Origin of the sequence: Roseovarius tibetensis, from assembly GCF_050896375.1 — a bacterium.
In the GTDB taxonomy this organism is placed as follows: domain Bacteria; phylum Pseudomonadota; class Alphaproteobacteria; order Rhodobacterales; family Rhodobacteraceae; genus Roseovarius; species Roseovarius tibetensis.
The window spans coordinates 1-21,283 of record NZ_JBPBBB010000046.1 but is presented as its reverse complement, the minus strand read 5'-3'; the positions used below and the strand labels follow the sequence as shown (position 1 = coordinate 21,283).

25 protein-coding genes and 1 pseudogene are annotated in these 21,283 nt (G+C 64.8%); 6 read left to right on the top strand and 20 right to left on the bottom strand.

The window, feature by feature from the left end; translation table 11 throughout:
• The 15 genes and pseudogenes from ACROSR_RS17765 to ACROSR_RS17695 all read right to left on the bottom strand — a co-directional run.
• Positions 1 to 1,126 (bottom strand): annotated as a pseudogene (locus tag ACROSR_RS17765) (phage tail tape measure protein); the annotation flags it as partial.
• A gap of 43 nt (positions 1,127 to 1,169) precedes the next feature.
• A complete protein-coding gene (locus ACROSR_RS17760) occupies positions 1,170 to 1,376 on the bottom strand; it encodes a DUF7697 family protein (protein WP_336419793.1) in 207 nt (68 codons plus the stop codon).
• An 11-nt stretch (positions 1,377 to 1,387) separates the two neighbouring features.
• Positions 1,388 to 1,837, bottom strand: a complete 450-nt coding sequence (locus ACROSR_RS17755) for a phage-derived protein YdaY family protein (protein WP_336419794.1) — start codon at positions 1,835 to 1,837, stop codon at positions 1,388 to 1,390.
• On the bottom strand, positions 1,837 to 3,108 hold the full coding sequence (locus tag ACROSR_RS17750; RefSeq protein WP_432687226.1) for a phage tail tube protein: 1,272 nt from the start codon (positions 3,106 to 3,108) through the stop codon (positions 1,837 to 1,839). Before ACROSR_RS17750 ends, ACROSR_RS17755 begins: the two co-directional genes overlap by 1 nt.
• Positions 3,109 to 3,172: 64 nt before the next feature.
• A complete protein-coding gene (locus ACROSR_RS17745; RefSeq protein WP_336419796.1) occupies positions 3,173 to 3,598 on the bottom strand; it encodes an acyl-CoA transferase in 426 nt (141 codons plus the stop codon).
• Positions 3,599 to 3,676: 78 nt separating this feature from the next.
• A complete protein-coding gene (locus ACROSR_RS17740; RefSeq protein ID WP_336419797.1) occupies positions 3,677 to 4,270 on the bottom strand; it encodes a hypothetical protein in 594 nt (197 codons plus the stop codon).
• A 129-nt stretch (positions 4,271 to 4,399) separates the two neighbouring features.
• Positions 4,400 to 5,032 carry a DUF6441 family protein gene (locus ACROSR_RS17735; protein ID WP_336419798.1) on the bottom strand — a complete coding sequence of 211 codons (633 nt, stop codon included), beginning with the start codon at positions 5,030 to 5,032 and terminating at the stop codon, positions 4,400 to 4,402.
• Between the two features lie 5 nt (positions 5,033 to 5,037).
• Entirely contained in the window at positions 5,038 to 5,349 is a 312-nt protein-coding gene (locus tag ACROSR_RS17730; protein ID WP_336419799.1) for a head-tail joining protein, read from the bottom strand.
• Positions 5,350 to 5,360: 11 nt separating this feature from the next.
• A complete protein-coding gene (locus ACROSR_RS17725; RefSeq protein WP_432687225.1) occupies positions 5,361 to 6,383 on the bottom strand; it encodes a major capsid protein in 1,023 nt (340 codons plus the stop codon).
• Positions 6,384 to 6,455: 72 nt separating this feature from the next.
• Positions 6,456 to 6,836, bottom strand: a complete 381-nt coding sequence (locus tag ACROSR_RS17720; protein WP_336419801.1) for a head decoration protein — start codon at positions 6,834 to 6,836, stop codon at positions 6,456 to 6,458.
• A 92-nt stretch (positions 6,837 to 6,928) separates the two neighbouring features.
• Positions 6,929 to 8,452 carry a S49 family peptidase gene (locus tag ACROSR_RS17715; protein WP_336419802.1) on the bottom strand — a complete coding sequence of 508 codons (1,524 nt, stop codon included), beginning with the start codon at positions 8,450 to 8,452 and terminating at the stop codon, positions 6,929 to 6,931.
• Positions 8,452 to 9,963: a phage portal protein gene (locus ACROSR_RS17710; protein ID WP_336419839.1), complete on the bottom strand. Its 1,512-nt coding sequence runs from the start codon at positions 9,961 to 9,963 to the stop codon at positions 8,452 to 8,454. The genes ACROSR_RS17715 and ACROSR_RS17710 overlap by 1 nt, the downstream gene beginning before the upstream one ends.
• 8 nt (positions 9,964 to 9,971) lie before the next feature.
• Positions 9,972 to 10,181: a phage head-tail joining protein gene (locus ACROSR_RS17705; RefSeq protein WP_336419803.1), complete on the bottom strand. Its 210-nt coding sequence runs from the start codon at positions 10,179 to 10,181 to the stop codon at positions 9,972 to 9,974.
• A gap of 2 nt (positions 10,182 to 10,183) precedes the next feature.
• Positions 10,184 to 12,238, bottom strand: coding sequence for a phage terminase large subunit family protein (locus ACROSR_RS17700; protein ID WP_432687224.1), 2,055 nt, complete (start codon positions 12,236 to 12,238; stop codon positions 10,184 to 10,186).
• On the bottom strand, positions 12,186 to 12,725 hold the full coding sequence (locus tag ACROSR_RS17695) for a hypothetical protein (RefSeq protein ID WP_432687223.1): 540 nt from the start codon (positions 12,723 to 12,725) through the stop codon (positions 12,186 to 12,188). The genes ACROSR_RS17700 and ACROSR_RS17695 overlap by 53 nt, the downstream gene beginning before the upstream one ends.
• Positions 12,726 to 12,867: 142 nt before the next feature.
• Here ACROSR_RS17695 and ACROSR_RS17690 point away from each other — a divergent pair, with 142 nt between their 5' ends.
• From ACROSR_RS17690 to ACROSR_RS17665, 6 genes are all read left to right on the top strand, one after another.
• Positions 12,868 to 13,059 (top strand): hypothetical protein, encoded by a 192-nt coding sequence (locus ACROSR_RS17690; RefSeq protein ID WP_432687222.1) that lies wholly within the window; start codon positions 12,868 to 12,870, stop codon positions 13,057 to 13,059.
• A 2-nt stretch (positions 13,060 to 13,061) separates the two neighbouring features.
• Positions 13,062 to 13,280, top strand: coding sequence for a hypothetical protein (locus tag ACROSR_RS17685; RefSeq protein WP_432687221.1), 219 nt, complete (start codon positions 13,062 to 13,064; stop codon positions 13,278 to 13,280).
• 11 nt (positions 13,281 to 13,291) lie between these two features.
• On the top strand, positions 13,292 to 13,657 hold the full coding sequence (locus tag ACROSR_RS17680) for a hypothetical protein (RefSeq protein WP_432687220.1): 366 nt from the start codon (positions 13,292 to 13,294) through the stop codon (positions 13,655 to 13,657).
• 116 nt (positions 13,658 to 13,773) lie between these two features.
• Positions 13,774 to 14,121, top strand: coding sequence for a hypothetical protein (locus tag ACROSR_RS17675; protein WP_432687219.1), 348 nt, complete (start codon positions 13,774 to 13,776; stop codon positions 14,119 to 14,121).
• 58 nt (positions 14,122 to 14,179) lie between these two features.
• Complete coding sequence (locus ACROSR_RS17670; RefSeq protein ID WP_432687218.1) at positions 14,180 to 14,449, top strand: hypothetical protein; 270 nt, start codon at positions 14,180 to 14,182, stop codon at positions 14,447 to 14,449.
• 99 nt (positions 14,450 to 14,548) lie between these two features.
• Positions 14,549 to 15,094, top strand: a complete 546-nt coding sequence (locus ACROSR_RS17665) for a DUF3489 domain-containing protein (RefSeq protein ID WP_432687217.1) — start codon at positions 14,549 to 14,551, stop codon at positions 15,092 to 15,094.
• A 206-nt stretch (positions 15,095 to 15,300) separates the two neighbouring features.
• On the opposite strand, the gene ACROSR_RS17660 is transcribed toward ACROSR_RS17665, so the two are convergent.
• The 5 genes from ACROSR_RS17660 to ACROSR_RS17640 form a co-directional block, all read right to left on the bottom strand.
• Positions 15,301 to 15,870 carry a HEPN family nuclease gene (locus tag ACROSR_RS17660; protein WP_432687216.1) on the bottom strand — a complete coding sequence of 190 codons (570 nt, stop codon included), beginning with the start codon at positions 15,868 to 15,870 and terminating at the stop codon, positions 15,301 to 15,303.
• A gap of 150 nt (positions 15,871 to 16,020) precedes the next feature.
• Entirely contained in the window at positions 16,021 to 17,385 is a 1,365-nt protein-coding gene (locus tag ACROSR_RS17655) for a site-specific DNA-methyltransferase (protein ID WP_432687215.1), read from the bottom strand.
• Positions 17,382 to 18,644 (bottom strand): site-specific DNA-methyltransferase, encoded by a 1,263-nt coding sequence (locus ACROSR_RS17650; protein ID WP_432687214.1) that lies wholly within the window; start codon positions 18,642 to 18,644, stop codon positions 17,382 to 17,384. Before ACROSR_RS17650 ends, ACROSR_RS17655 begins: the two co-directional genes overlap by 4 nt.
• Before the next feature lie 598 nt (positions 18,645 to 19,242).
• Positions 19,243 to 20,649, bottom strand: a complete 1,407-nt coding sequence (locus ACROSR_RS17645) for an ApeA N-terminal domain 1-containing protein (RefSeq protein WP_432687213.1) — start codon at positions 20,647 to 20,649, stop codon at positions 19,243 to 19,245.
• A gap of 351 nt (positions 20,650 to 21,000) precedes the next feature.
• A partial coding sequence (locus ACROSR_RS17640; RefSeq protein ID WP_432687212.1) for a hypothetical protein occupies positions 21,001 to 21,283 on the bottom strand: 283 nt, incomplete at its 5' end.

The following is a 21,283-nucleotide window of genomic DNA, read 5'->3' as shown; positions in this document are numbered from 1 at the left end:
GCGCTTGCGCACCAATGCCCATGCGGTCCCAGACCTCCGCGGCCACGCCGCGCAGCAGATCGAGCGCGCCCGAGAAATTCCCCGCGGCCGCGACCAGCCGGCCAAAGCGCAGGATCAGCTCCTGTGCGCCGATCACCAGCGCGACAAAGGGCAGCCGGATGAGCGCGCCGCGCAACACCGCCAGCGCCGTGGCAAGCCCCCGCACGCTGAAGGCCGCAGCAATCAGCCCCGCAACAAAGCGCCCGGCCACGAGCCCCGCGACCGCGGCCAGCGTCGCGGCAAGCCGGTCGAGATTGTCCAGCACGGATGCGATGGCACGACCCACGGGCCCGCTCCGCGCGGCCAGCGCCGCCATGGCTTCTGCCACGACTTCGAGCGCGGGCGCGGCCGCGACGGCCAGCTGGTTGGCCAGCCCGCGCCAGATCAGCCCCAGCCGTGAGATCGCATCATTGGTCCGCTCGATCTGGGCGGCATCCTGTTCGGAGACCACCACCCCGAAAGCGCGCATGTCCGCGGTCGCTTGGCGCAGCGTCGCGGTGTCGATCCGGCTCATCGCGATGGAGCCTTCCTCGCCGAAAAGCTGACCCGCGACAGCGGCGCGCTGGGCGACCGGCACGAACTCCGCGATCGCCGCGTTGATCGCGCCGACACGCCGGTCCAGCGGCAGGGCTATCAGTGTGGTGGCAGACAGGCCCAGCCGGTCGAGCGCATCGGCCGCCGGCCCGGTCCCGGCCGCCGCCTGGCTGAGCCGGCGCGTCAGATCCTTCGTCGCCTGCTCGATGCCCGACATCGAAATACCCGCCAGTTCGCCCGCGCGCTCCAGCGTCTGGATGCTTTCGACGGTGGTGCCCAGCGATTGCGCCAGCTTGGCTTGCGCATCGACGGCCTGCAGCCCGGAGCGGATCATGGCCGTGGCGGCGGTGGCCGCGGCGGCCGCCCCCGCCGCGGCCGCAATCCGCAGCCGGCGAAAGAACCGGTCAGCGCGCGCATTGGCCGCCTCCATTTCCGAGCTCAGGCGCTGGAAGGCGGTGGCCCCGTCTTCGCCGATGCCTTTCAGTTCGGCCCGGACCTGCCGGCCGCCCTCGGCGGCCAGCCGCACCGTGACCTGTTTGACAGCACTGGTCATTGGGCCTCCGATCCCTGTTGCTTTGCGTTCGGGGTGTGGATGGTCACTGCGGGCGCTGCGCCCGGATCTGCGCGTTGAGCGCGCGCACCATCGTCGCCTCGATCACCGGCAGAAGCTCCACCGCCGCCCTGCGGTCGAGCCCGTTTGCGTCGGCCATCGCCAGCACTGCGCCCATGTCCCAGCCGACGACCGCGCCGCCCGAGACGCGCAACTGGCCGGTGGCCTCGCGCGCGACATCCCAGGCCAGCATGCCCTCGCGCGTCAGCGGCGCGTTTTGCCGCGCCGGGCAGGCCTCGCAGATTTGGCCGCAGTTGCCGCAGTATTCGGCGCCCCCGCCGAAGTGCCAGTCTGCGAGGGCGCCGAGGCGTTTTTTTCCTGTTCCAGATGCAGGCCCGGGGCCACGTAGCGCAGCTGGAACGCCTCGAAGATCGGCACGATCTCCAGAAGCGCGTCGAGCCCCTCGGGCGAAAGCTCGGCCGGTGCGCCCGCCTCGTCATGCACCCCCGCCCAGTCATCCACCGCCACGCGCGCCAGCGCCTTGGCGAGCGCGATGCCGCGCGCATTGGCGCTGGCCTCCTCGGGCAGGTCCGCGAGGATCGGCTCCTCGCGGGCGCGGTTCATCAGCGAGGTGGTGATCGGGGCCACGCGCAGTTGCACGCCGTGCCCGAGATCGAGCCAGTCGGAGGTTTGGTTGAGGTCGAGACGGATCATCAGGTCCCTCCATGTGTTTCAACATCGTTGAGCAGGGCGACCTCGAGCATGACGCCGGCCGCATCGGCGGCGGCTCGCCACTCGAAACTCGCCTCGACCCCGGCGGGGCCGGTGATCGCATATTTGGGTTTGGGCAGGTGGACCTGCGGCAGGGTGAAGCTCAGCGCGTAACCCGGGGCCATCGAGAAGCCGTAGACCAGCGCCACCGGATCGCCGCTGGCGGCCTCGGCGACCAGCGTCTCGCCGTCAAAGCGCACGGTCAGCGATCCCTCGCAGGTCGCGAGCGTGGGATCCGCGCCATCGATCCGGCCATCCTCACGAATGGAGCGCACCCGCTCGATCCCGTTGGAGAAGGTCAGCGAGCCGGCCGTCACACCGGCCAGTGGCGCACCCGCGCGGCTGATGCGCCCGCGCCCCTGACTGAAGCGGCGCAGCGCGAAGGCGGCAGGGTTGGGCTCCAGCGTGGTGCGTTCGGTCTCCTCGCCTTGCGCCACCACCGAGACGGTCGCGTTGGCCGGCCCCTCCTGGCCCATCTGGAAGGACAGCTCCTCGAGCACCGCGCCCGGGTGGCGAAAAAAGACCGAGGTCGTGAGCTTCGGGTGACCGATCTCGATAAGAAAGGACGGCAGCGTGTCTGCCCCGCTGCGCCAGACATGGCGATACCCGCCGCCGGTGAGCGTCGGCGCCGAGCGCGCGGCCCTCGAGGCGGCCAGCGTATACGCGTTGCCGTCCGGGCCAAGGGTGTCATGGGTGATTCCCAGCGCCGTGTCGTCTTCGACGGCATAGGTGGCTGCGGTGAGAGCCGGATCGGTGGCCGCGTTCAGGTCGGCGGCGAGCGCGGTGAGCGTATCCGCCAGCGTGGCGCCGATCTCGGTCTCGTTCCCCGCCGCAACGCCGGCGACAAAACTCCATGTCACCCCGTTCAGCGTGAGCGTGGCGCCCGGAGCGGGGATCTCGGCAAAGCTCAGGCGCCCCGTGGCCGCCTGCGGGGTCGTCGCGGGATCGCCGAAGAGCGCCGTCATCCACCAGCCCGTGCCCTGCAGATCGAACGGGATCTCGAGCTGGCCCTCATCGGTGACCAGCCCCCGATAGGGCGCCTGCGCGTTGCGCCCGCGCCCCAGCAGCGGGTCATCGCCGAGCGGGATGCTCGCCGACAGATCCGCCGTCTTGAAATCGAGCTGGCGGACGGGACCGGTCGTTGCGCCGCCATACTGCGTCTCGCGCACGGCCTTGAGTGTGGCATCGGCGCCGTAGGCGCGTTGCTTGCCCATGGGCATTCTCCTGTGATGTCGGGATGTGTCGTGTGGTTTTGGTGTCTGCGCGCACGGGGCGCGCTCAGCCGGTCAGCGGATCGCTGACCTGGTAGTCCAGCGTGACCGCGAGGGTGGCGGCCAGAAATGGCGCGCCGCCCTCCACCGGCACCGGCTGCAGCTCCGGCGCCGAGGGCGTCATCAACTCGACGCGCCCGCCGAGGCTGTCATCCTGCGCCAGTGCGGCCCCGATGCGCGTGAGCAGCGCGTCGAGCGCCGCCTCCGGCGCGCCGGGCGGCATGAACGCCTCGATCTCCACGCGGTGGCTATACCACGCCCGCCACGGGCTCAGCGTCACGTCCGGCGCGCCCGGCTCACCGTCGCGCAGGATCACCAGCCCGCCTGTCGGCACCCGCTCGGGTAGCGTCGCATTGCGCCGCACCTCGGCGCCGGCGCGCGCGGCCAGCTGCGCCGTCAGCGCAGAAAGGATCGTCTCGCGGGTCGAGGGCATTGGAAGGCTTCTCAGATCTGGTTACTGAAAGTGGATGGGCATGCAGATCGCAGCTTGGCCCGTAGCGAGCTGCGACGATTACGGAGCGTCGAGAGGCTCGGCCAGGGTCAAGGCCGAACGCTGGATGCCGCCATCTCGCGTGTATAGCGTCGCGTTGTCCGCACCCGAGAGGATATCGGGCCACACCGAGAAATCCGCAAACTGGCGCATGAATGGCACAGTTCCACAGCCCGGGACTGTGCATTCCGGCCGCCCTTTCGGACAGCGGTTGAAGTTGCAAAGGCGTCCAAGATAGGCATCTGTTCCCGGCTCGAACAGGAAGATGTCGATCTGATGATCCGCAACGCCAAAGTCCGGCTGCTGTTCATGCTCCCTTCGGAGCGCCGCTGCCTTTGCGCGCCTCAACGCGCCAAGATTGGTCAAGTCATCGAGCCATAGAGCCAGGTCCAGATCCTTGCATTCATGCCAAAGGGGTATTCCACGACGCCGGTATGGCGCGAAACGCGGGACTTCCTTCCACAGGGGCTTGGCAACCGACCCGATGACCGCGATCGTCATCACCTCAGGGAAAGTCGACCATGCCTCCGTCACCACATCTGCTGCTCGCCGAAACTGCTGCTGGGCTTTCAGCAAAAAGGCGTTGTCCTGTTGCAATCTTACGGTCGTGGGCATGGTGTTTCACGGCGCGTTTTAACGTCAATCCTAACGGCACGTTACCTTTTGGGCCACCGGTTTGAAAGCAAGGCAGATCGGTTGCGCCGCTCTAACGGTTTGACCGATGTGCATTGACGCACCCAACCGTCACCCAAGCCGCCCGTCCACCCAGTTCACCACGATCAGTCTCGGCAGCGCGCCATGCGCCCGCTCTGTATCTCGGTCGAGATCCAGCCGTTTCGGGAGCTTGACCTGCGGCACCAGCAGGAAGATGGGCACCGTGGTTAGGCCGCGGCCGGTTTTCGAGCGTGAGGCCACCGCACGGCCACCCTTGTTCAGCCGCCCCTCGGCGACAAGCAGGCTCGGGCTGGAGCGGCGGTAGACAAAGCGCAGGCGCAGACCTGTGCGGCGCTCCCATTCGACCGGGCCGATCCGGCCGCCGCGGCGGGACTTGCCGGCGGCTGCTGTCGGGATCGTCAGCCAGAAGCCGTTGCGCGAGCGGATCAGCGGGCCGGTATCGTGGGCGCTGATAATGTCGGGCGCTTTCGACCAGACCAGCGCGGCGGCGTTCAGGCTGGGCTGACCCTTCGGATATTGCTCACTGCGGATCGTACGCGCCAGCCGCAGCCCCAGCCCTGCACCGGTGATCTGGCTCCGCCATGCGGTCTTGAGGCTGGTCCCGGCCTCGCGCGTGGCGGCCGTGACAGCCTTCTCGCCCGCCTTGATCTCGGCGGCCATCATGGTGGCAAGGTCGGGGGTGATGTCGAGTTTGAACTTCATGAGGATCACGCAGGCCTCAGGTCAATGGTCCAGACGAGCCGCTCGCGGTCGCGCACCGGCTCGCCCTGGATGAGAAACGCCTCGCCATCCATCTCGATCCGGTCGCCGGGACGCGGTTGAACCACCTCCGCCACGCGCAGATCGATGCGCGTGGTCTCCGACCAGATGCGCGCGTCGCCGAAGCTGGAGACGTCGTCCGCGCGGCGGGTGACCACGCGGATCAGGACGGGCGCACCCGCGTCCGAGATATAGACAGCATCGCGGGCGATGTTGGGATCGCCAAAGAGTGTGTCCATGGCAAGGGCGAAGATCGACATGGCCTTACCCGTCAGTTCGAGCTGTGCAGGCGGATCGCCAGCCGCGGGCGCTTGTTGACCGGCAGGATTGAGCTTTCCGTCATCAGGTCGATCCAGCGGCCCTTGGCGTCGATCATCTGGCGGGCATAGAGCGGCAGGCCGACGGTGTTGGCGGTCTCCAGCAGGTTCGCGGGACCGCCATAGGTGGTGAAGGTATCAAACGTGCCGAGCGGAAACGCGATGCCCTCGCCCGCGGGGATCAGTCGTTCCGAGCTGCCATTCGAGAGGGTGACCGAGCCGTTATATTCCTCGAACAGCATCCCCGCGAAAGGGAAAGCGCGGCGCATGTCGTCGCGCAGCGGCTGGCCGCCGGTGGCCGAGTAGAACTTGTAGGCGTCCTCGGTCTTGGGATGCGCGATCAGCTTGTCGAAGAATTCCGAGCTGACCAGCGCATGGGCGGTGGTCATGGTCTCGCCCAGAAGGTTGTCCTCGATCCCGCGCAGGGTCTCGCGGACCTTGCCCTGGATATTGGTGCCAGCCGTGCCGAACACGAAGTCGACGGAGATCCGGGTGAGCCCGAACTCGGTGAAGTAGTCGTAGAGCGTGGTGCCCGCGCCGTCCTTCACGATGCCGCGCAGCGCGTTCATCTCCATGTATTCGCGGGTCTGGGCATGCTTGCGGCGCATGAGCGTGAGCTTGCGGTTCATCACCTCGACCAGCGGGTCCGCAGCGTCCGACACGCCCAGCGCGGGCATGCCCTGAATATCCGAAGGCAGGATCACATCGTCATGCGGGATCCACGGCAGGGCAAAGCTGCGCATGGAGCGCTGCTCGCGGTTGCCGACCGTGGCGGGCGCGCCGAGCGGGACCGAGGGCAGCAGGCTGAGGACGCCCTCGCGCTGCTCGATCACGATGGAGCGTTGCGTGACGCCCTCGAAGCGATAAAGGCCGATCTGGCCGAGGCGGGTATAGAGGTTGGGCAGGATGTTGATGGCCTGCGTCATTTCGGCGAGCGAATAGCCGCCTGCGTCGAACGGGTTACGGGTGAGGGTCATGGAGATCTCCGGGGAAGGGATATAGGGAGGCGTGCCGCGCCGGGCCGTCAAGGAATGGCATGGTTGAAGCAATCAGGCCGTGTCGCGCACAATGATCCCGAGGGCCGCCAGCTGGCTGATCTTGGTGGTGATCTTGGTCGCGTCATCGACGGTGCCGTCGTAAGCCAGCGCCGCGCGCGACACGATCGCGGGGCCGCGCATGAGCACGACGCCGACGGCATCGCCGGGCGTGGCATCGACCGCGTAGAGCAGCACGGCCCCGGCGGTCTGCGCGCCGTCAGTTCCGCCTGAGGTTGCCAGCTTGTATTCGCCGTTCACGGTGATTTTACCCAGCACTGAGCCGACCGGGTACGGCATGCCCTGCAGCAGCATGACGGTCTCGCGGGTGTAGTTGGGGTTGACCTCGTATTTGAGGACATCGCCCATGGTGGGTGGTTGGGTCAGAACGGGCATGGTGGCGATCCTGTATCAGGGGAACAAAAGACATCCCCCACCGGGGATGCGGCGGGGATCGGTTGCGCGGCGCAGGACGGTTCGGTTGCGGGTCAGGCTTTCGTGCTGGTCGCGACCGCGCGTTTTGCGGCCGCCACAATCGGGCTTTCCTGCGCCTGCGGCAGGACCGGCGACGGCGGGGCGGCGACGATATCGCGGGCGTCGGTTGCGGCGCTGGCGCGCTTGAGGACAAGACTGCGCAGGGCCTCCGGCGTGGTGCCCTCGCGCAGCGCTTTCGCCGCGTCGATGGCAACCCCGAGGCGGCTCGCCTGTGCGGCGATCTCGGTGATTTCCACCGCCTCCTGGCGCAGCTGCGCCGAAAGCTCAGCCAGATTGCCGGGTCCGGGCTGCGAGGACGTTTGATCCATTGCTGATGCCTGTGGAGATGCCGGTGAAGATGCGGATGCGACCCCGGGCGCTGGTGTGGCTGGCGCAGCCGCCGCATCAGGCGTGTGCGGTGTGCCGGTTGCCTCGAGAGACGCGCTATCTTCGGATCGATCAGGCGCAGCATTTCTCTCGTCGTCCTGCTGCACATTGTCGACGCTGTCTTGCTGCGTGGTCTCATTATCTGGCGCATGGGCCATGGCGGTCTCCTTTCGGGTGGTGGTTTGGGGGCTGGATCGGGATGGCATTGCTGCCCGTGTGGCCGAACGCGGCCGGGTTTGCGTGTGTGCGACATGCGCGCGAAAGCTGGCGAAGCCGCGCGCGAGATCGCTGATCTCGTCGGCCAGCCCCGCCGTGACAGCATCGGTCCCACGATAGATCGCGGCCTCGGTCGCGAGCGCGGCGTCCTGGCTCAGGGGCCCGGCGCGACCCGCGGCGACGGTCTCGGCGAAGAGAAACCGCAGCACATCGATCTCGCCCTGGATGTCGTCGCGGACCGCGTCCGGCAGCGGTGCGTAGGGGTTGCCGTCGACCTTGTGGGATCCCGCATGGATCAGCGTCACGCGCACGCCGTCCCGGTCGAGCTGGCCGCTGAGATCGGCATGCATCACGACAACTCCGATGCTGCCCACCGCGCCGGTGCGCGGCAGCAGGATGCGGTTTGCTTGAGAGGCCAGCGCATAGCCCGCCGAGAAGGCGTGTTCGGCCACGAAGGCCCAGACCGGCTTGTCGCGGCGGAGCGCGCGGATGCGGTCGGCCAGATCGAACACCCCGGCCACCTCGCCGCCGGAGCTGTCGATCTCCAGCGCCACGCCGCGCACGGACGGGTCGCTGGCCGCCGCTTCGATCTGCGCGGCAATTCCCTCATAGCTGGTCTGGCCGGAGGATTCCCCGATCCAGCCGCCGCGATGAATCAACACCCCGGAGATCGCGATCACGGCGATCCCATCCAGGACCGGAAATGGCGCCTCGCCATGCTGGCGATAGCGGTCGGCAAGCCCACCGGTGAGGAGGCTGGCCTGGGCGGAGAGAGTAGCGATGCCGGACATGTCGACCGTGCTGTCTTGATCGGCAAGTTCGACCTGCCGCCCCAGAATCCGCGGGCCAAGTCCCGACAGGAACGCCATGGCCTTGGATGGCTCGACCAGCAGCGGCGTGTTGAAGGCGCGCGCGGCAATGCGGGCGTGAAGCATCAGGGCTGGTCCTCGTCTGGGCGCGGGCGGGTCTCCGCGGTGTCGTCATCGTCGTCTGCGTCGTCGGACGGGGTCCCGTCTCGATCATCCCCATGAACCGGCACGTCCGCGGCGCCCTGCGCGGGCGAGCCGGGGCGGCGGAAGTCGAGGCCCAGTGCGCGCTCGCGGGCATGTTCCGCGGCGATCTCGCGGTCGACCTGTTCGGCGTCAAAGCCGCGCTCGGCGATGGCCTGCGTGCGGGATTTGAGCCCCGCCTCGATCTGGACGATCTCGGCATTGGCGTCCTTGAGAGGGTCGACCCAGTCCCATTTGGTCGGCAGCCAGTCGGCGGTGAGCAGCCGGGATCGGTTGGTCTCGTAATCCGGCAAGGTCAGCGCGCCCGACAAGACGGCCGCATCCATCCAGCGCGCATAGAGCGGACGGCACAGCTGGTAGACCATGACCGAGTGCTGCCAGGCCGAAACACGACGGCGGAACTCGATCAGTGCCAGCCGTGAGTTGGAGAAGTTGCCCTTCACCATGTCATTGGCAAGGTATGGGTATGGAATGCCCAGAGCCGCCGATATCTGCAGCAGCGTGCGGTACTGGAAGGGCTCGTAGGTGGCCCCGCTGTCGGCGGGCTGGCCCACGGTGACATCCTCGCCCGGATCGAGCCGCACGATCTGGCCGGGGCTGATCTCGAGGCCGGCATCCGACTCGTCCTCCGGCGGTGCAAGCGGGTTTTCCGGCGCGGGGGAGGTCACGAACATCGCGTACATCGCCGCGACCTTTTTGCGGTCGAGCTCGGCGTCGTCGTATTGATCGAGCAGGAAGAGCTTCACGATCGCGGGCGCGAGTTTCGACACCCCGCGCAGCTGACCCCCTTCGACCGGGTCGATCACGTGGATCACCTCGGCGGCCGGCACCCGCGTGATCTCGCCGGCGAGGCCAGGCTCCGTGCTGTCGCCAGGATGACGGCGCAGGAAGTGATAGGCCACGCGCCGCCCGATCCGGTCGAACTCGATCCCCTGGCGGATCGCGTTGCCATTGGCCGCCGTCCCGCTCTGCTCCAGTGGCAGCATTTCCGCCGGCAACATCTGCAGCTGCAGCGGCACGCGCAGCCCGTCTTCCGGGCGCCGGGGCCGGATCCGAAAAAACACCTCGCCGGCGATGAAGACCTCGCGCGCGGCCCGGCGCTGCAGCCCGTAGAAGTCGGTCAGCCCCTCGGCATCGGCCTCGTCGGTCCAGGCCAGCCACAGCCGCTGCAGCTCTTCCTTGCGGGCTGGATCCGCGATCTTCGAGATCGGCTTGATCCCGTCGCCCGCGGTATTGGCGGCCCAGCTTTCCACCGCATTCACCGCGTAGCCATTGTTGCGCACCAGCCAGCGCGCCCGGGCGGTGATGTCGGGCCCCGAGGCCGCGATCAGCGCGTTGACATGCGCGCGGGTGGCACGAAATCCCCGCAGCCGACGGTGGTGCTGGCCCGCGTCGAACCCGCCGATGAAGGCGCCGAGGCGTTGCCGCCAGTTCATCGCGGTCATCACAGGTCCTTTGCGGCATACGGGCGGAGGATGCGGCGGCCGGTGCGTTCCAGCGATGCGATCCGCCGCTCGATATCCGCGATCGCGGCCGCCAGTTCCGCGTCCGAGCCATAGGTCACGGTCTTGCCGTCATAGCTCACGCTGCGCGTGCCGCTGTAGCGCGCGGCCAGCAGTGCGCCGTGGTGGCGTTTGAGATCGTCGAGGGTCATGCTCATTCCATGTATTTTGGCGTGCTCACCCGCCAGCCGCGCCGCCGGGGTGTCGTCACGCGCCCCGCCTGAGGCTCGGTGGGTGTCTCGGGTGCCGCGTCCGGCTCGGGGGCGGCGGTCTCCACCCCGGCCTGTTGCTCGAGGCTCTGCCACATCCGCGCGTCAAACCGGTCTGCGCCGAGGATCCAGGCCGCGGCCCGGGCATAGATGCGGGTATCGAGCGCCTCGTTGCGCTCGCGCAGCTTTTGCCATTCCTGGCGCGCGTAGCCGCGCTTGTTGCGGATCGTGACCAGTTGCTCGGCCACCAGCTGCTTGAGCCATTCGCTGTCGGCCCAGTCCGGCAGATGGACTGTACCGGGCGGGTTGAGCACGCCGTTGGCGCGCTGCTCGTCGCTCGGCGTCTCCAGCCGCAAATGGCGGTAGGTCTCGGCCTTGAAGGTGGCCGTGGCCACGGTCCAGAGCCGGGCGCCGCGCTTGAGCTTGCGCCCGTTGACCGTGGCATCCACGAAGGTCGGCCCCGACACGGGCGTGGCGCGGTTGAAGCCTTCCATGCCCTTCACCGGCGCGACCTGTGCCGTGCCCTGCTGACGCGCCCAGGCATAAACGGCCGCAGACTCGTAGCCGGTATCGATCGCGAGCTTCGCCAGCGTCATCACCGCGCCGTGCTCATGCACCCATGTCCGGCCCAGCAGCGCGGTGAGCGCCTCCCAGCAGGCCGGGTCATCCGGCCCACCCGGGATGACGATGTGATCGACCAGCCAGCTTGTGCCGCCGCGCCCCCAGGCCCAGACATCGACCTCGATACGGTCCTTCTGGACATCCGCGCCCGCGGTCAGGAACAGCCCGCCCGCGGGGATCTGCGCCGGATAGCTCTCGCGTCGATCTGCCAGCCGCTGCCAGTCCGGCGCCTCGCCGCGCTCGACCCATGTCTCGCCCAGCAGCGTGTTGCGCGCCGCGCGCAGCATCTCGTCCGAGCCCTGCGCCGCCAGCCAGTCACGCGCGATCTGCGCCCAGCTCTTCCAGCCGATCGGCGAATAGAGCGCCGAGAGGTGGAAGCCGATTGCCCGGGGATCAGCGGGCACGGCGGTCGCGCGCCATTCCCCACTCTCCAGCATCGCCGTCTTGTGATGCTCGGCAATGGGCATCTCGCAGCCCGCGCAATGATAAACTGCGGTCTCGGGCTGGTTCTTCGCCCAGCGCAGGCGCTCGAACTGCAGCCATTGCATGTGGCCGCAATGCGGGCACGGGACAAAATACCGGCGCTGGTCCGAGGCCTCGAACTCGCGCTCGATGCGGGACAGCCCGCGGATCGTCGGCGTCGAAACCATGAAGACCTTGCGCCGATGCGCGAAGGTGGTGGTGCGCGCCTCGGCCAGCGTGACCGGATCGCCTTCCTCATCGGCGGAGGCCGGATAGGCATCCACCTCGTCGAGAAAGATGTATCGCGCCGGCATCGAGCGCAGGCCGGTGGCCGAGTTGGCCCCCGTCAGCACAAGGATGCCGCCGGGGAACTCCTTCGACAGCATCGAGTTGCCGGCATCGCGGGACCGCGCCGGCTGCACGCGCTCGCGCAACGCCGCGCTGTCCGCGATCAGCGGATCAATCCGCCCGCGCGAGCTCCGCTTGGCCATCTCGACCGTGGGCAGCACCGCCAGCATCGGCCCCGGCGCGTGGTGGATCACGAACCCGATCCAGTTGTTGCCCGCTTCCGTGGCGCCCACCTGTGCCGCCTTCATGAAGGTGACGCGCTGTGCGGGGTGACCGGGCGAGAGCGCATCCATGATGTCGCGCAGATACGGCGTGCGCGCGGTCCGATACCGCCCCGGCTCGGCCGAGGCGCGCGATGAAAGCCAGCGATGTTGATCCGCCCAGGCCGACACGGTGAGATCCGGATCGGGACGCACGCCGCGCCGCCAGGCACGCAGGATGTCCTCGGCGCCCTCAAAACCGAGATCGAGGTCTGCGGTCAGGTCGTCGCTGGTCAGGCCCTCGTCATGATCTGCGTCATTCAAGCGAGACCCGGAGATCGGCCAGGGCGTCGAGCTGCTCTCGGACATGGGTTTCCAGCACCCTTTGCAGGATCGCAGTCTCGATCGTCACGGGCGTCCCGGATGCACTCTCCATATCTGCAGACAATTGCGCGGCCATGAGGGCGGCCACGCGCGTGGGCCAGGTGGTCCAGACATCGCGCTCTTGCCGCGCGAGGCGAAACACCAGCGTCTCGGCGCGCGCCCGGTCGACCAGCACGCCCTTCTTGCACTGGATGGCGATCTGCTTGTCCTGCGCCATGTAGACGGTCAGCGCGGTGCGCGCCTTGATATAGGACGAGGTCTCGCCGGGCCCGCTGATCATCCCGTCGCCGCCGCCCCGCGACCGTATCTGCTGATCGGGATCGGTCATTGCCCCGCGGCGGGCGTCCGATGCAGTGGCATCGATCGAGCCATCGCTGTAAACCACCAACCGGCTGGCCTTGCGTGCCTTCTGCACGGCCCCGCGCGACAGCCCGGCGTGGGCGGCATAGGCGCGCTCGGACATACCTTTCATGGCACCGAAAACCCCTCAAGACATTGGAAATAAACGCGGAAAACCGTATATTTCCGTTGATTACACTTTCCGGTCGAGCGACTCTGACCCCCACAAGGCGGGTGCATCGCGCACCGCCAGGCACCGGATTGGAGACAGCCCCATGACCATCGCAGAGCGCTACAACGCCGAGGCCGTCCGCCTGCTGCCGCACATGGCAGAGAGCCTGGCGGTCCAGCCGACCTTCACAACCGCGAACGGGATCGACGAGATCGTGTTTCGCCGCGGTGAATTCCTCGGCGGCATGGCCTGCGCCATCCTCGCCATGATCGAAAAGCAGGATCAGGGAGCCTGACCATGACCGCCATTACCACCATCCGCATCGATTACGCCGCGCTGCCCGATCCGCTCAACCTCAAGGATCGCGACGCGGCCGCCCGGATGATCGAGGCCGCGCTGCGCGACGAAGGCATCAAAGCCGAGGCGTCGGACGTGATCTCGCACATCAAGATCGAACTGCCCACCACCGAGCTTGCCGCCGCCAGCGCCATGCTGGCGAGCCTGCAACTGATCTGAGGAGGCCGCCCATGACGGACCTGTCGCTCAACTGCCTGCCCGAGGGCGAAACCCTCGATGATCTTGTCCGGCGCAACTGTGCCATCGGGTTCGACCTGCGCTTCTGTCGCAGCGTGGCCGTCGGCCCGAATGATCGCGACACCATCACCTGCGACCCGCCCGAGGCGGAATTTGCCACGCTCTATGTCCTGACCGATCTGGGCGAGGCCATCGCCATTCATGATGTGCATCTCACCAGCGCCGGGGCCGATGAGGTGGCCTGCGTCGCCCGCGCGCTGCTCAAAGCCATGGTCAACGCGCAGCGCGATCCACCCGACGCTGCCCAGCGGCACGCGGCCGAGCAAGCCGCGCTGGTCGATCCGGATTGCATCGCGTGAGGCAGGTCTGACGATCATAAAGCCATGATATTGCTCGGAATTGCCTACGATAATCGGCCCGTCAGAGCGATGGTGGTTGCACGGAAACGATGCAACTCACTCGAAGGAGCCACGCCATGACCACCCCCGCCCACACCCTGATCGCCGAGTTCCGCGCCGCCGCGGATGAGATCGAAACCCTCCTCGCGCCCAGCGCCTGCACCATCGTCGCCGCGCAGAACTGGATCGTCATCGACGACTTTGCCCCGCTGACTTTCACCGTCACGACCGAAGGCGACACGCACCGTGCCACTTGCACGGGCCATGGCCGCGCGCACAGGGTCAACCGCTTCACGCAGGCCGATGCCCAGCGCCTCGCTGACGCCTGCAATGCCCGCGCCGCCTTCTGGGCTGACGCCGCCCGCGAAGAAGCTGCCACGCTGCGCCGCCACATCGCTACGCTGGAAGCCGCCAGCGCCGCCTGAGCCATCATACGCGCGGGGCCCGTGGGCCCCGCCACTGCACGCGAGAGGAGACATGACCATGACCCGCCTGAACCCGATCACCACGCCCCGCCACCAGCTGCGCGCCGAGAAGGCGCGACGCAACAAGGAAGCCGCGTTGAACGCCTTCATCGGAAAGAAGGCCGAGATCGACGAGATGCTCGCCCGGCTGCAGGCGCTCAGCGACGAGCATTTCAACTGCCATCCCGACGAGGTGGGCTGGGCGATGGTCGGGACCCTCGAGCATTACGCCAGCCTGCTCAAGCGCATCACCAACAGCGCCTTTGGCGAGGGCGAACACGCCGAGTGAGCCTTCCAGCCCGGCATTCAGGGCAGCCCGCCAACACGGCGGGCTTCACCCGGTAGAAGGGCGCGTATTGCATGCTGCCCGCGATCACCGGAGGCCCCGATGCCCAAACTCACCGACACCCAGACCATCATCCTCAGCCGCGCGGCCACCCGCCCCGGCAATCTGGCCATGCCGCTGCCCGAGGGGCTGCATGGTGCCGCCGCCCAGAAGTCCGTGACCGCCATGGTCACGCGCGGCTGGATTGAAGAGGTCGATGCCGATATCCGCAGGGGCGAGCCCCTCTGGCGCGAGACCGGTGACGGCCATGGCACCACGCTGATCGCGACCGAAGCGGGACTGGAGGCCATCGGGATCGAGCCCGTGGTCGCAAAGGCCACCAGCGCGTCGCGCAAGGCGAAGCCGGATCCCGCGCCGATGTCTGAGGCTCCGAAGCCTCCGACCATCCGCAGCGGCACCAAGCAGGCGCAGATCATCGCGCTCCTGCAGCGCCCCGAGGGGGCGTCCATTGGAGAGATTGTCGAGGCGACCGGATGGCAGGCGCACAGCGCGCGCGGCATGATCTCCGGGGCGCTCAAGAAGAAGCTGGGCCTCGCGATCACGTCCGCGAAAGAGGACAGACGAGGGACGGTGCATCGGATCACGTGACGCGGGTCCAGGCTGCCGCCGGTCAGGTTGATTGGGGATCCCCCAAGTCCGACCAAAAGGGTCAGATGACGGCTTGGGGCCCGCTTCACCCAATGCCGCGCTGCGATCGAACGGCAGGTCTGCGCAGGGAGTGGAGTTTGCAAAGCTGCAAGCGTCCCGAAAGGATGGCTGCAACTGACCTTCCGATGCGGTCTCTCGATATACCGTTAGGAATTTTTCGCTTGCCCAAACTGCGATATGAAATATTCACGTGCTGCGTTGTACAACGCCTGAACAAGCTCACCTACGCCTTCCATAGTCATTTCAGCCCTGAAAGTTTTCCCATTATATTCGTCTTTAAAAATAAACTTGCCGTCTTCTTCAAAGTCGACTCTGCCATGGGCAATGGAATTCCTCAGATGTCTCAGAACACATGAATCCGAACAGTAACCCGACCGCGCAGAATTTTGCGCGACTCTGTGCGCGATGCCGCGCGCCTTGCTCAAGTCAATTTGCTTAAGGTGTTCGTGTCCTTCTTTTGCGCGTGATTCAGCCCACTCCAGAGGAAGGACGGCCAACAAGTATATGCATGCCAATAGAGCACCCTGCCCGCCGAAAACTGGGGCGCCGTACTGGTCACGCATTGTTTTAAGGAAATTACCATTCAATATTGCGGGCAAAGCGGGAACTTCCGTGAACCCATTCTGCTCCATTTTTGAAAGAGCGACGATACTTTCAGCCAATGCGGCCGATTGAAAGTAGAAAGATTCTTCTGGTGTCGGTGATCGTTGCGTCATGCTTTTTTCCACTGTTCCTTATAAATTTTTATTTGTTATGCCCTGGTTACCACTACTAACTCAGGCGCCACAAACGTCAATAAAGAACTGGGAGCGGTCGTTGCATCCGAATGTGTCAAGTGCAAGTGCGACCCGCATTGCCGACGCACACTATCGCATTTGTGCGGCCTCCTCGCGTTCGGCGGTCCGGATGGCTGTCCGTCCCGTCGCCATTTCCCACCGCCGAACGGCGACATCACAATACACCGGGTCCAACTCCATCGCGAAGCAGCGCCGCCCTGTGCGTTCCGCCGCGACCAGCTGGGTCCCGGAGCCGCAGAACGGCTCGTAGATGAGATCGCCCGGATCGGTGAAGGCCGCCAGGACCGCCTCGACCAGCGCCACCGGGAACACGGCCGGGTGCGATCCGGCTGCACCCAGTCCGCCCTTGTGGCGCATGATGCGGAAGACGCTGTCGGGGATGCGCTGGGTCTGGATCGCATTGCCGAAGCCGGTCTTGCGATGGACCGTGCCGTCGGCGCCGCGCAAGCCCCCACCGCCGAGCGTCTCGCCTGCGTGCTTGGACGGGACGGTCTTGTGAGGCTTGCGGGGCGCGCGGTTGAAATGGAAGATGAACTCATGCGACGGGGCCAGTCGACCATTCCAGTCACCCGGCAGGCCGGGCCCCTGGTCCCAGACATACCAGCCGAAGCGCCGCCAGCCAGAGCTGCGCATCCAGTCCAGCCAGCGCTCCCAATAGGGGACCCATTCACCATCGCGATGAACGAGGCCGAGATTGACCAGCAACTGGGCCGTGTCGATGACCGGTGCCGCCGCGAACACGCCCTGCATCAGCGCGTCCCAATCGCCCACCTTCTCCTTGGCTGCGCCATAGTCGCGCTGCTGCGCATAGGGTGGCGAGGTGAACATCAGCGACGCCTGCGCGCCCTCCATCAGTCTGGCCACGACATCCGCGTCGGTGGCATCGCCGCAGATCAGCCGGTGCGCGCCCAGCGCCCAGATGTCGCCGGGGCGGGTGATCGGCTCGGCCGGGGGCTCGGGGATCGTGTCGGCTGTGTCGTTATCGATCGGCGTGCGATCATCATCAGCGCTATCCGCATCCTTGAGCAGTGCCTCCAGCTCGTCGTCGGGGATTCCGATCAGCCCCAGGTCGAAATCCTCGGCCATCAGCCCGCGCAGTTCCTCGAGCAGCAGCGCTTCGTCCCAGCCGCCCAGCTCGGACAACTTGTTATCCGCGATGCGATACGCTCGCCGTTGCGCTTCGCTCAGATGGCCCAGCACGATCACCGGCGCCTCCGCCAGTCCCAGCTGCGCGGCGGCAAGGACACGGCCATGCCCGGCGATCAATTCGCCATCCTCACCAACCAGGCAGGGCACGGTCCAGCCGAACTCGGCCATGCTGGCGGCAATCCGCGCCACCTGATCGGCGTCATGGGTCTTCGCGTTGCGGGCATAGGGCTTGAGCCGTTCCAGCGGCCAGAACGCGATCTGGCTCGGACGCATCTGCACACTCATGCCGCGCGCCTCCTGGCCTTCAGCGCGGCGAAGCTCTCGCCGGTTTCCACCAGCACCGCCTCTTCGCCGGTGAAGGATTGCCAGCGCTCGATGGCAACATCGACATAGGCCGGGTCGAGCTCGACCCCGTAACAAATCCGACCCGTGGTTTCCGCCGCGATCAGCGTCGTGCCGGATCCCATGAAGGGCTCGTAGACCGCCTGTCCGGGGTTCGAGTTGTTCAGGATCGGGCGGCGCATGCATTCGACCGGTTTCTGCGTGCCGTGCACGGTGTCCGAATCCTGATCTCGGTTGGCGATCTGCCACAGCGTCGTCTGCTTGCGGTCTCCGGCCCAGTGACCCTTGCCCTTGGCGCGCACCGCGTACCAGCAGGGTTCGTGCTGCCAGTGATAATCGCCGCGGCTGAGCACCAGCCGGTCTTTGGCCCAGATGATCTGCGAGCGGATGGCAAAGCCAGCGGCGGTCAGACTTTCTGCCACGGTCGCGGCATGCAGCGCGCCATGCCAGACATAGGCGACATCACCAGGGAACAGCGCCCAAGCCTCACGCCAGTCCGCACGGTCGTCATTCAGAACTTTGCCGGTGCGCTTTGTCTTGGCCGCACCCGCCTGGTTGCGCCAGCTTGGGTCATACTCGACGCCATAGGGCGGGTCGGTCACCATCAGCAGTGGCCGAACGTCACCCAGAAGCCGCCCGACCACATCCGCAGACGTGCTGTCGCCACAGATCAGTCGGTGCGCGCCCAACTGCCACAGGTCGCCCGGCACCGATACCGGCGTGACCGGCACATCGGGCACGTCATCTTCGCCTTCGACAGGACCGTCGTCGCCCAGCGCTTCCGGATCCCGCAGCAGGGCGTCGAGATCATCATCGCTGATGCCAAGCAGCGACAGGTCGAAATCCTCGGCCAGCAGCCCCGCGATCTCGTCGCGCAGCAAGGCCTCGTCCCAGTCGCCGAGCTCGGTCAATTTATTGTCGGCGATCCTGTAGGCCCGGCGCTCGGCCTCGTCGAGATGGCTCAGCCGGATCACCGGCACCTCGGTCAGCCCGAGCATGGTGGCGGCCAGAACCCGACCATGCCCGGCGATCAGCTCGCCGTCATCGGCCACCATGCAGGGCACGGTCCAGCCGAACTGCGCCATGCTGGCGGCGATCTTCGCCACCTGGTCCGACCCATGCATCTTGGCATTGCGGGCATAGGGGCGCAGCCGCTCGATCGGCCACGCCTCGATCTCGCTTGGCGCGAAGACAAGGTCCATCTGTGTTCTCTGCTGTGGTGAAGGGCGGGCAGACGCACAGGCGCGACCGAAAAGTCGGCAGCAGCATCAGGGTCCGCGATATCGGGAAAAGCAAAACGCCCGCGAGGTGTCTCCTCCGGGCGCAATTCTTCGATGATCAAGGGGTACGTCAAGGGGGCTAGAAATGTCAAAGGGTTTTTTGCATTGGAATCAACATCTTCCCAAAACATCGTCCTGGCACGCCTGCGAGCGGTTTTGCGAGGTGGCTTCCTCGGGTGGCGTCTGGCTCGGGTGGATTCCGCGCAGGTGGATTCCTGGATTCCTCCGAGGAATCCACTTGGGCCAGCCGGGCGGTCAGCCAAGTCTTTGATAATGAGTCAGAATTCCGAGCTGGCCAGTCGGGGTGGATTCCAAGTGGATTCCCCGGTGAGGAATCCAGTCGCTAGCGAAATCGCGCGCTCAGCCCCCCCGTATACGATCAGCGCCTTGGAGGAACCATGGGAGGGGGTGCAAGCGACTCGTCGGGCCGAGGTGCGGTAGTCACCGAAGCGGCCGCTCGGGCTTGATGCGGCGAAAGACCGGTGTCAGCCCAAAGGGGACCATCGTAATCCATCTTTACCTATGTATCGGATGTGGGCGCTGGAGCGTATTGGCGGTATCTGAAACCTAGACGCCTGAAGGCAGCCCCAATGGCTTCCGCCTCAATTCCGAGCGTTCGCAAAACATGGAAACGCGCCATCGCACAAAGATTATAATTAAGCCATACAATCTCCTGATAATCATCAACAGACAAGTCTACGCCTCGACCATGTGAGACATCATTCCTGATTTTTTTAATTCTATCGATATCAATGCTTCCTTGAAAACCGCTGTCTGACCAGTTCTGCTGCAGGCGGCCAAGGCGTTCAGCCAAGGTTAAGCGATTTGGCTGGCTTCTTGTAAGTTCGTCCAAGGTATGAATGTCACTATCATCACCATGGTCTTTTACAACTTTTCTTAACTTCTTTCTGGCTGCCCTTACGTCACGCGACGACCCGCTTCCATTGACCTTGATGTCAAAGTCTTCGATGCACCCTACTAGCTCACTAAAATCGCTTGCAGACAGTTTTTCCGGTTTTTCCATCCGAAGGACCATATTCATCAAATAGAACAAGTCTTCAGACTGTTCGGATGTAGCATTCAACAATTCTTCTGCGGTGAGTGCACAGTTATGCCTCATAAAAAGTGCATCATACCACTTTACGTGATGTACTTTGCTCTTGAAGATCGGGTGGAAAAATAGCTCGGCCGTGACCTGCTCGTCCTCTCCATTCCATTTCCTCGTGTGTGTGGTGTTAATCTGATATGGATTTTGAGCCATTCGGCATCCAAGTAAGAACGAAAACAATGTGTTCACCCTCCAAATCCATGCCTGAACAGTGGCGTAGTCGACTGGACTTGGAAACTCAAATTTCAGAAATGTTCGCTGAACTACCTTCGTCACACCTTCCTCGTCACGTGTTTCGACAAGGCTTCGAACTGTTGCATTTTTCTCATCATTAAGCGTGAACTGTTCGTGCGTAGGATGGTCAATCTCGACCGATGCTGTAGGGAATTTATTTTCTTTCAGATGCTCATAGTCAGACTTAACAAGTTGAGGCGCATACCAGGCACTGAAAGATGGCATGTCCATGTTTAAGGCTGTGAAGCATTTCTCGTTTGGATCTTCGAGATTAATGTTCTTTAGTACGGCGCTCGCCAATATACGTGACTTGGCTCTCATTACAGGCGTGTCCACGCCGATACTGCCACCACCCTGCGATTGAACCCACGGGTCAATGATCGTCGTTGGTCGCTGATAATCAAGGTAACCGGTGATGGTTCCTTTTTCACAACAGGGAGCCTCAGAAAAGTTTCCACTATCCAGGTGGCAAATGGCTTCAAGCGTGATGCCAGTGTCTTCGCTAAACTTTAACTTGCCAGGCCATATATCATCGTCGCAATGTCGGTTCCGAATAGCAAACCATTCTTCAAACCCTTCTAACATAGACACCTGCTCCCAGCTTCATCCATAGACCGCGGCACAATGGCTAGTGCCTTACGGATAACTTTGCAAACGCCGCTTCCTGCGCATTGCTGCCGCTCATGTCCTCAAGCTCGGCTGACGTTCCTGATAGAAACCGTCAGATGACCGCAGGCAGCCCGAAACGGCCATGAAGCGATCCGGCGGGACTGGTCAGAGCGGACCTTCGCGCTGACTCAGTCGAGGGGTCAAGATGCGGGACCTTCCTGCCGTGCGCCGTCCGTGCACAAATCCCAGTGACAATAAAAGGTCAGCTTCAAATGCAAATCAACGCGGTCACGGCATGGATGTTTCGACCTGTACCTTTCAAATAGCTCAAAAGGCATCGGGATGGCCTTTCCCACCAAAAGAGCTATCGTCGAGCTCATCAAAATCATCGTCTTCGACTTCTTCATAGATTTCGTCTGAATCAGGACGCAGCGAACCATTCTCGATTGCGGTTCGATTTTCTTTCCAGAATGAATACCATTCCTCAAAATCTATTATTCCAAGAATGCCGTCATTATCCCTTACATTCGCTTCATCCTCCCAAACACACTTTGCTTCATAAGCATTTTCCAGATCGGCGAATTCTTGTATGTCTGCGAGTGTCAGTGTG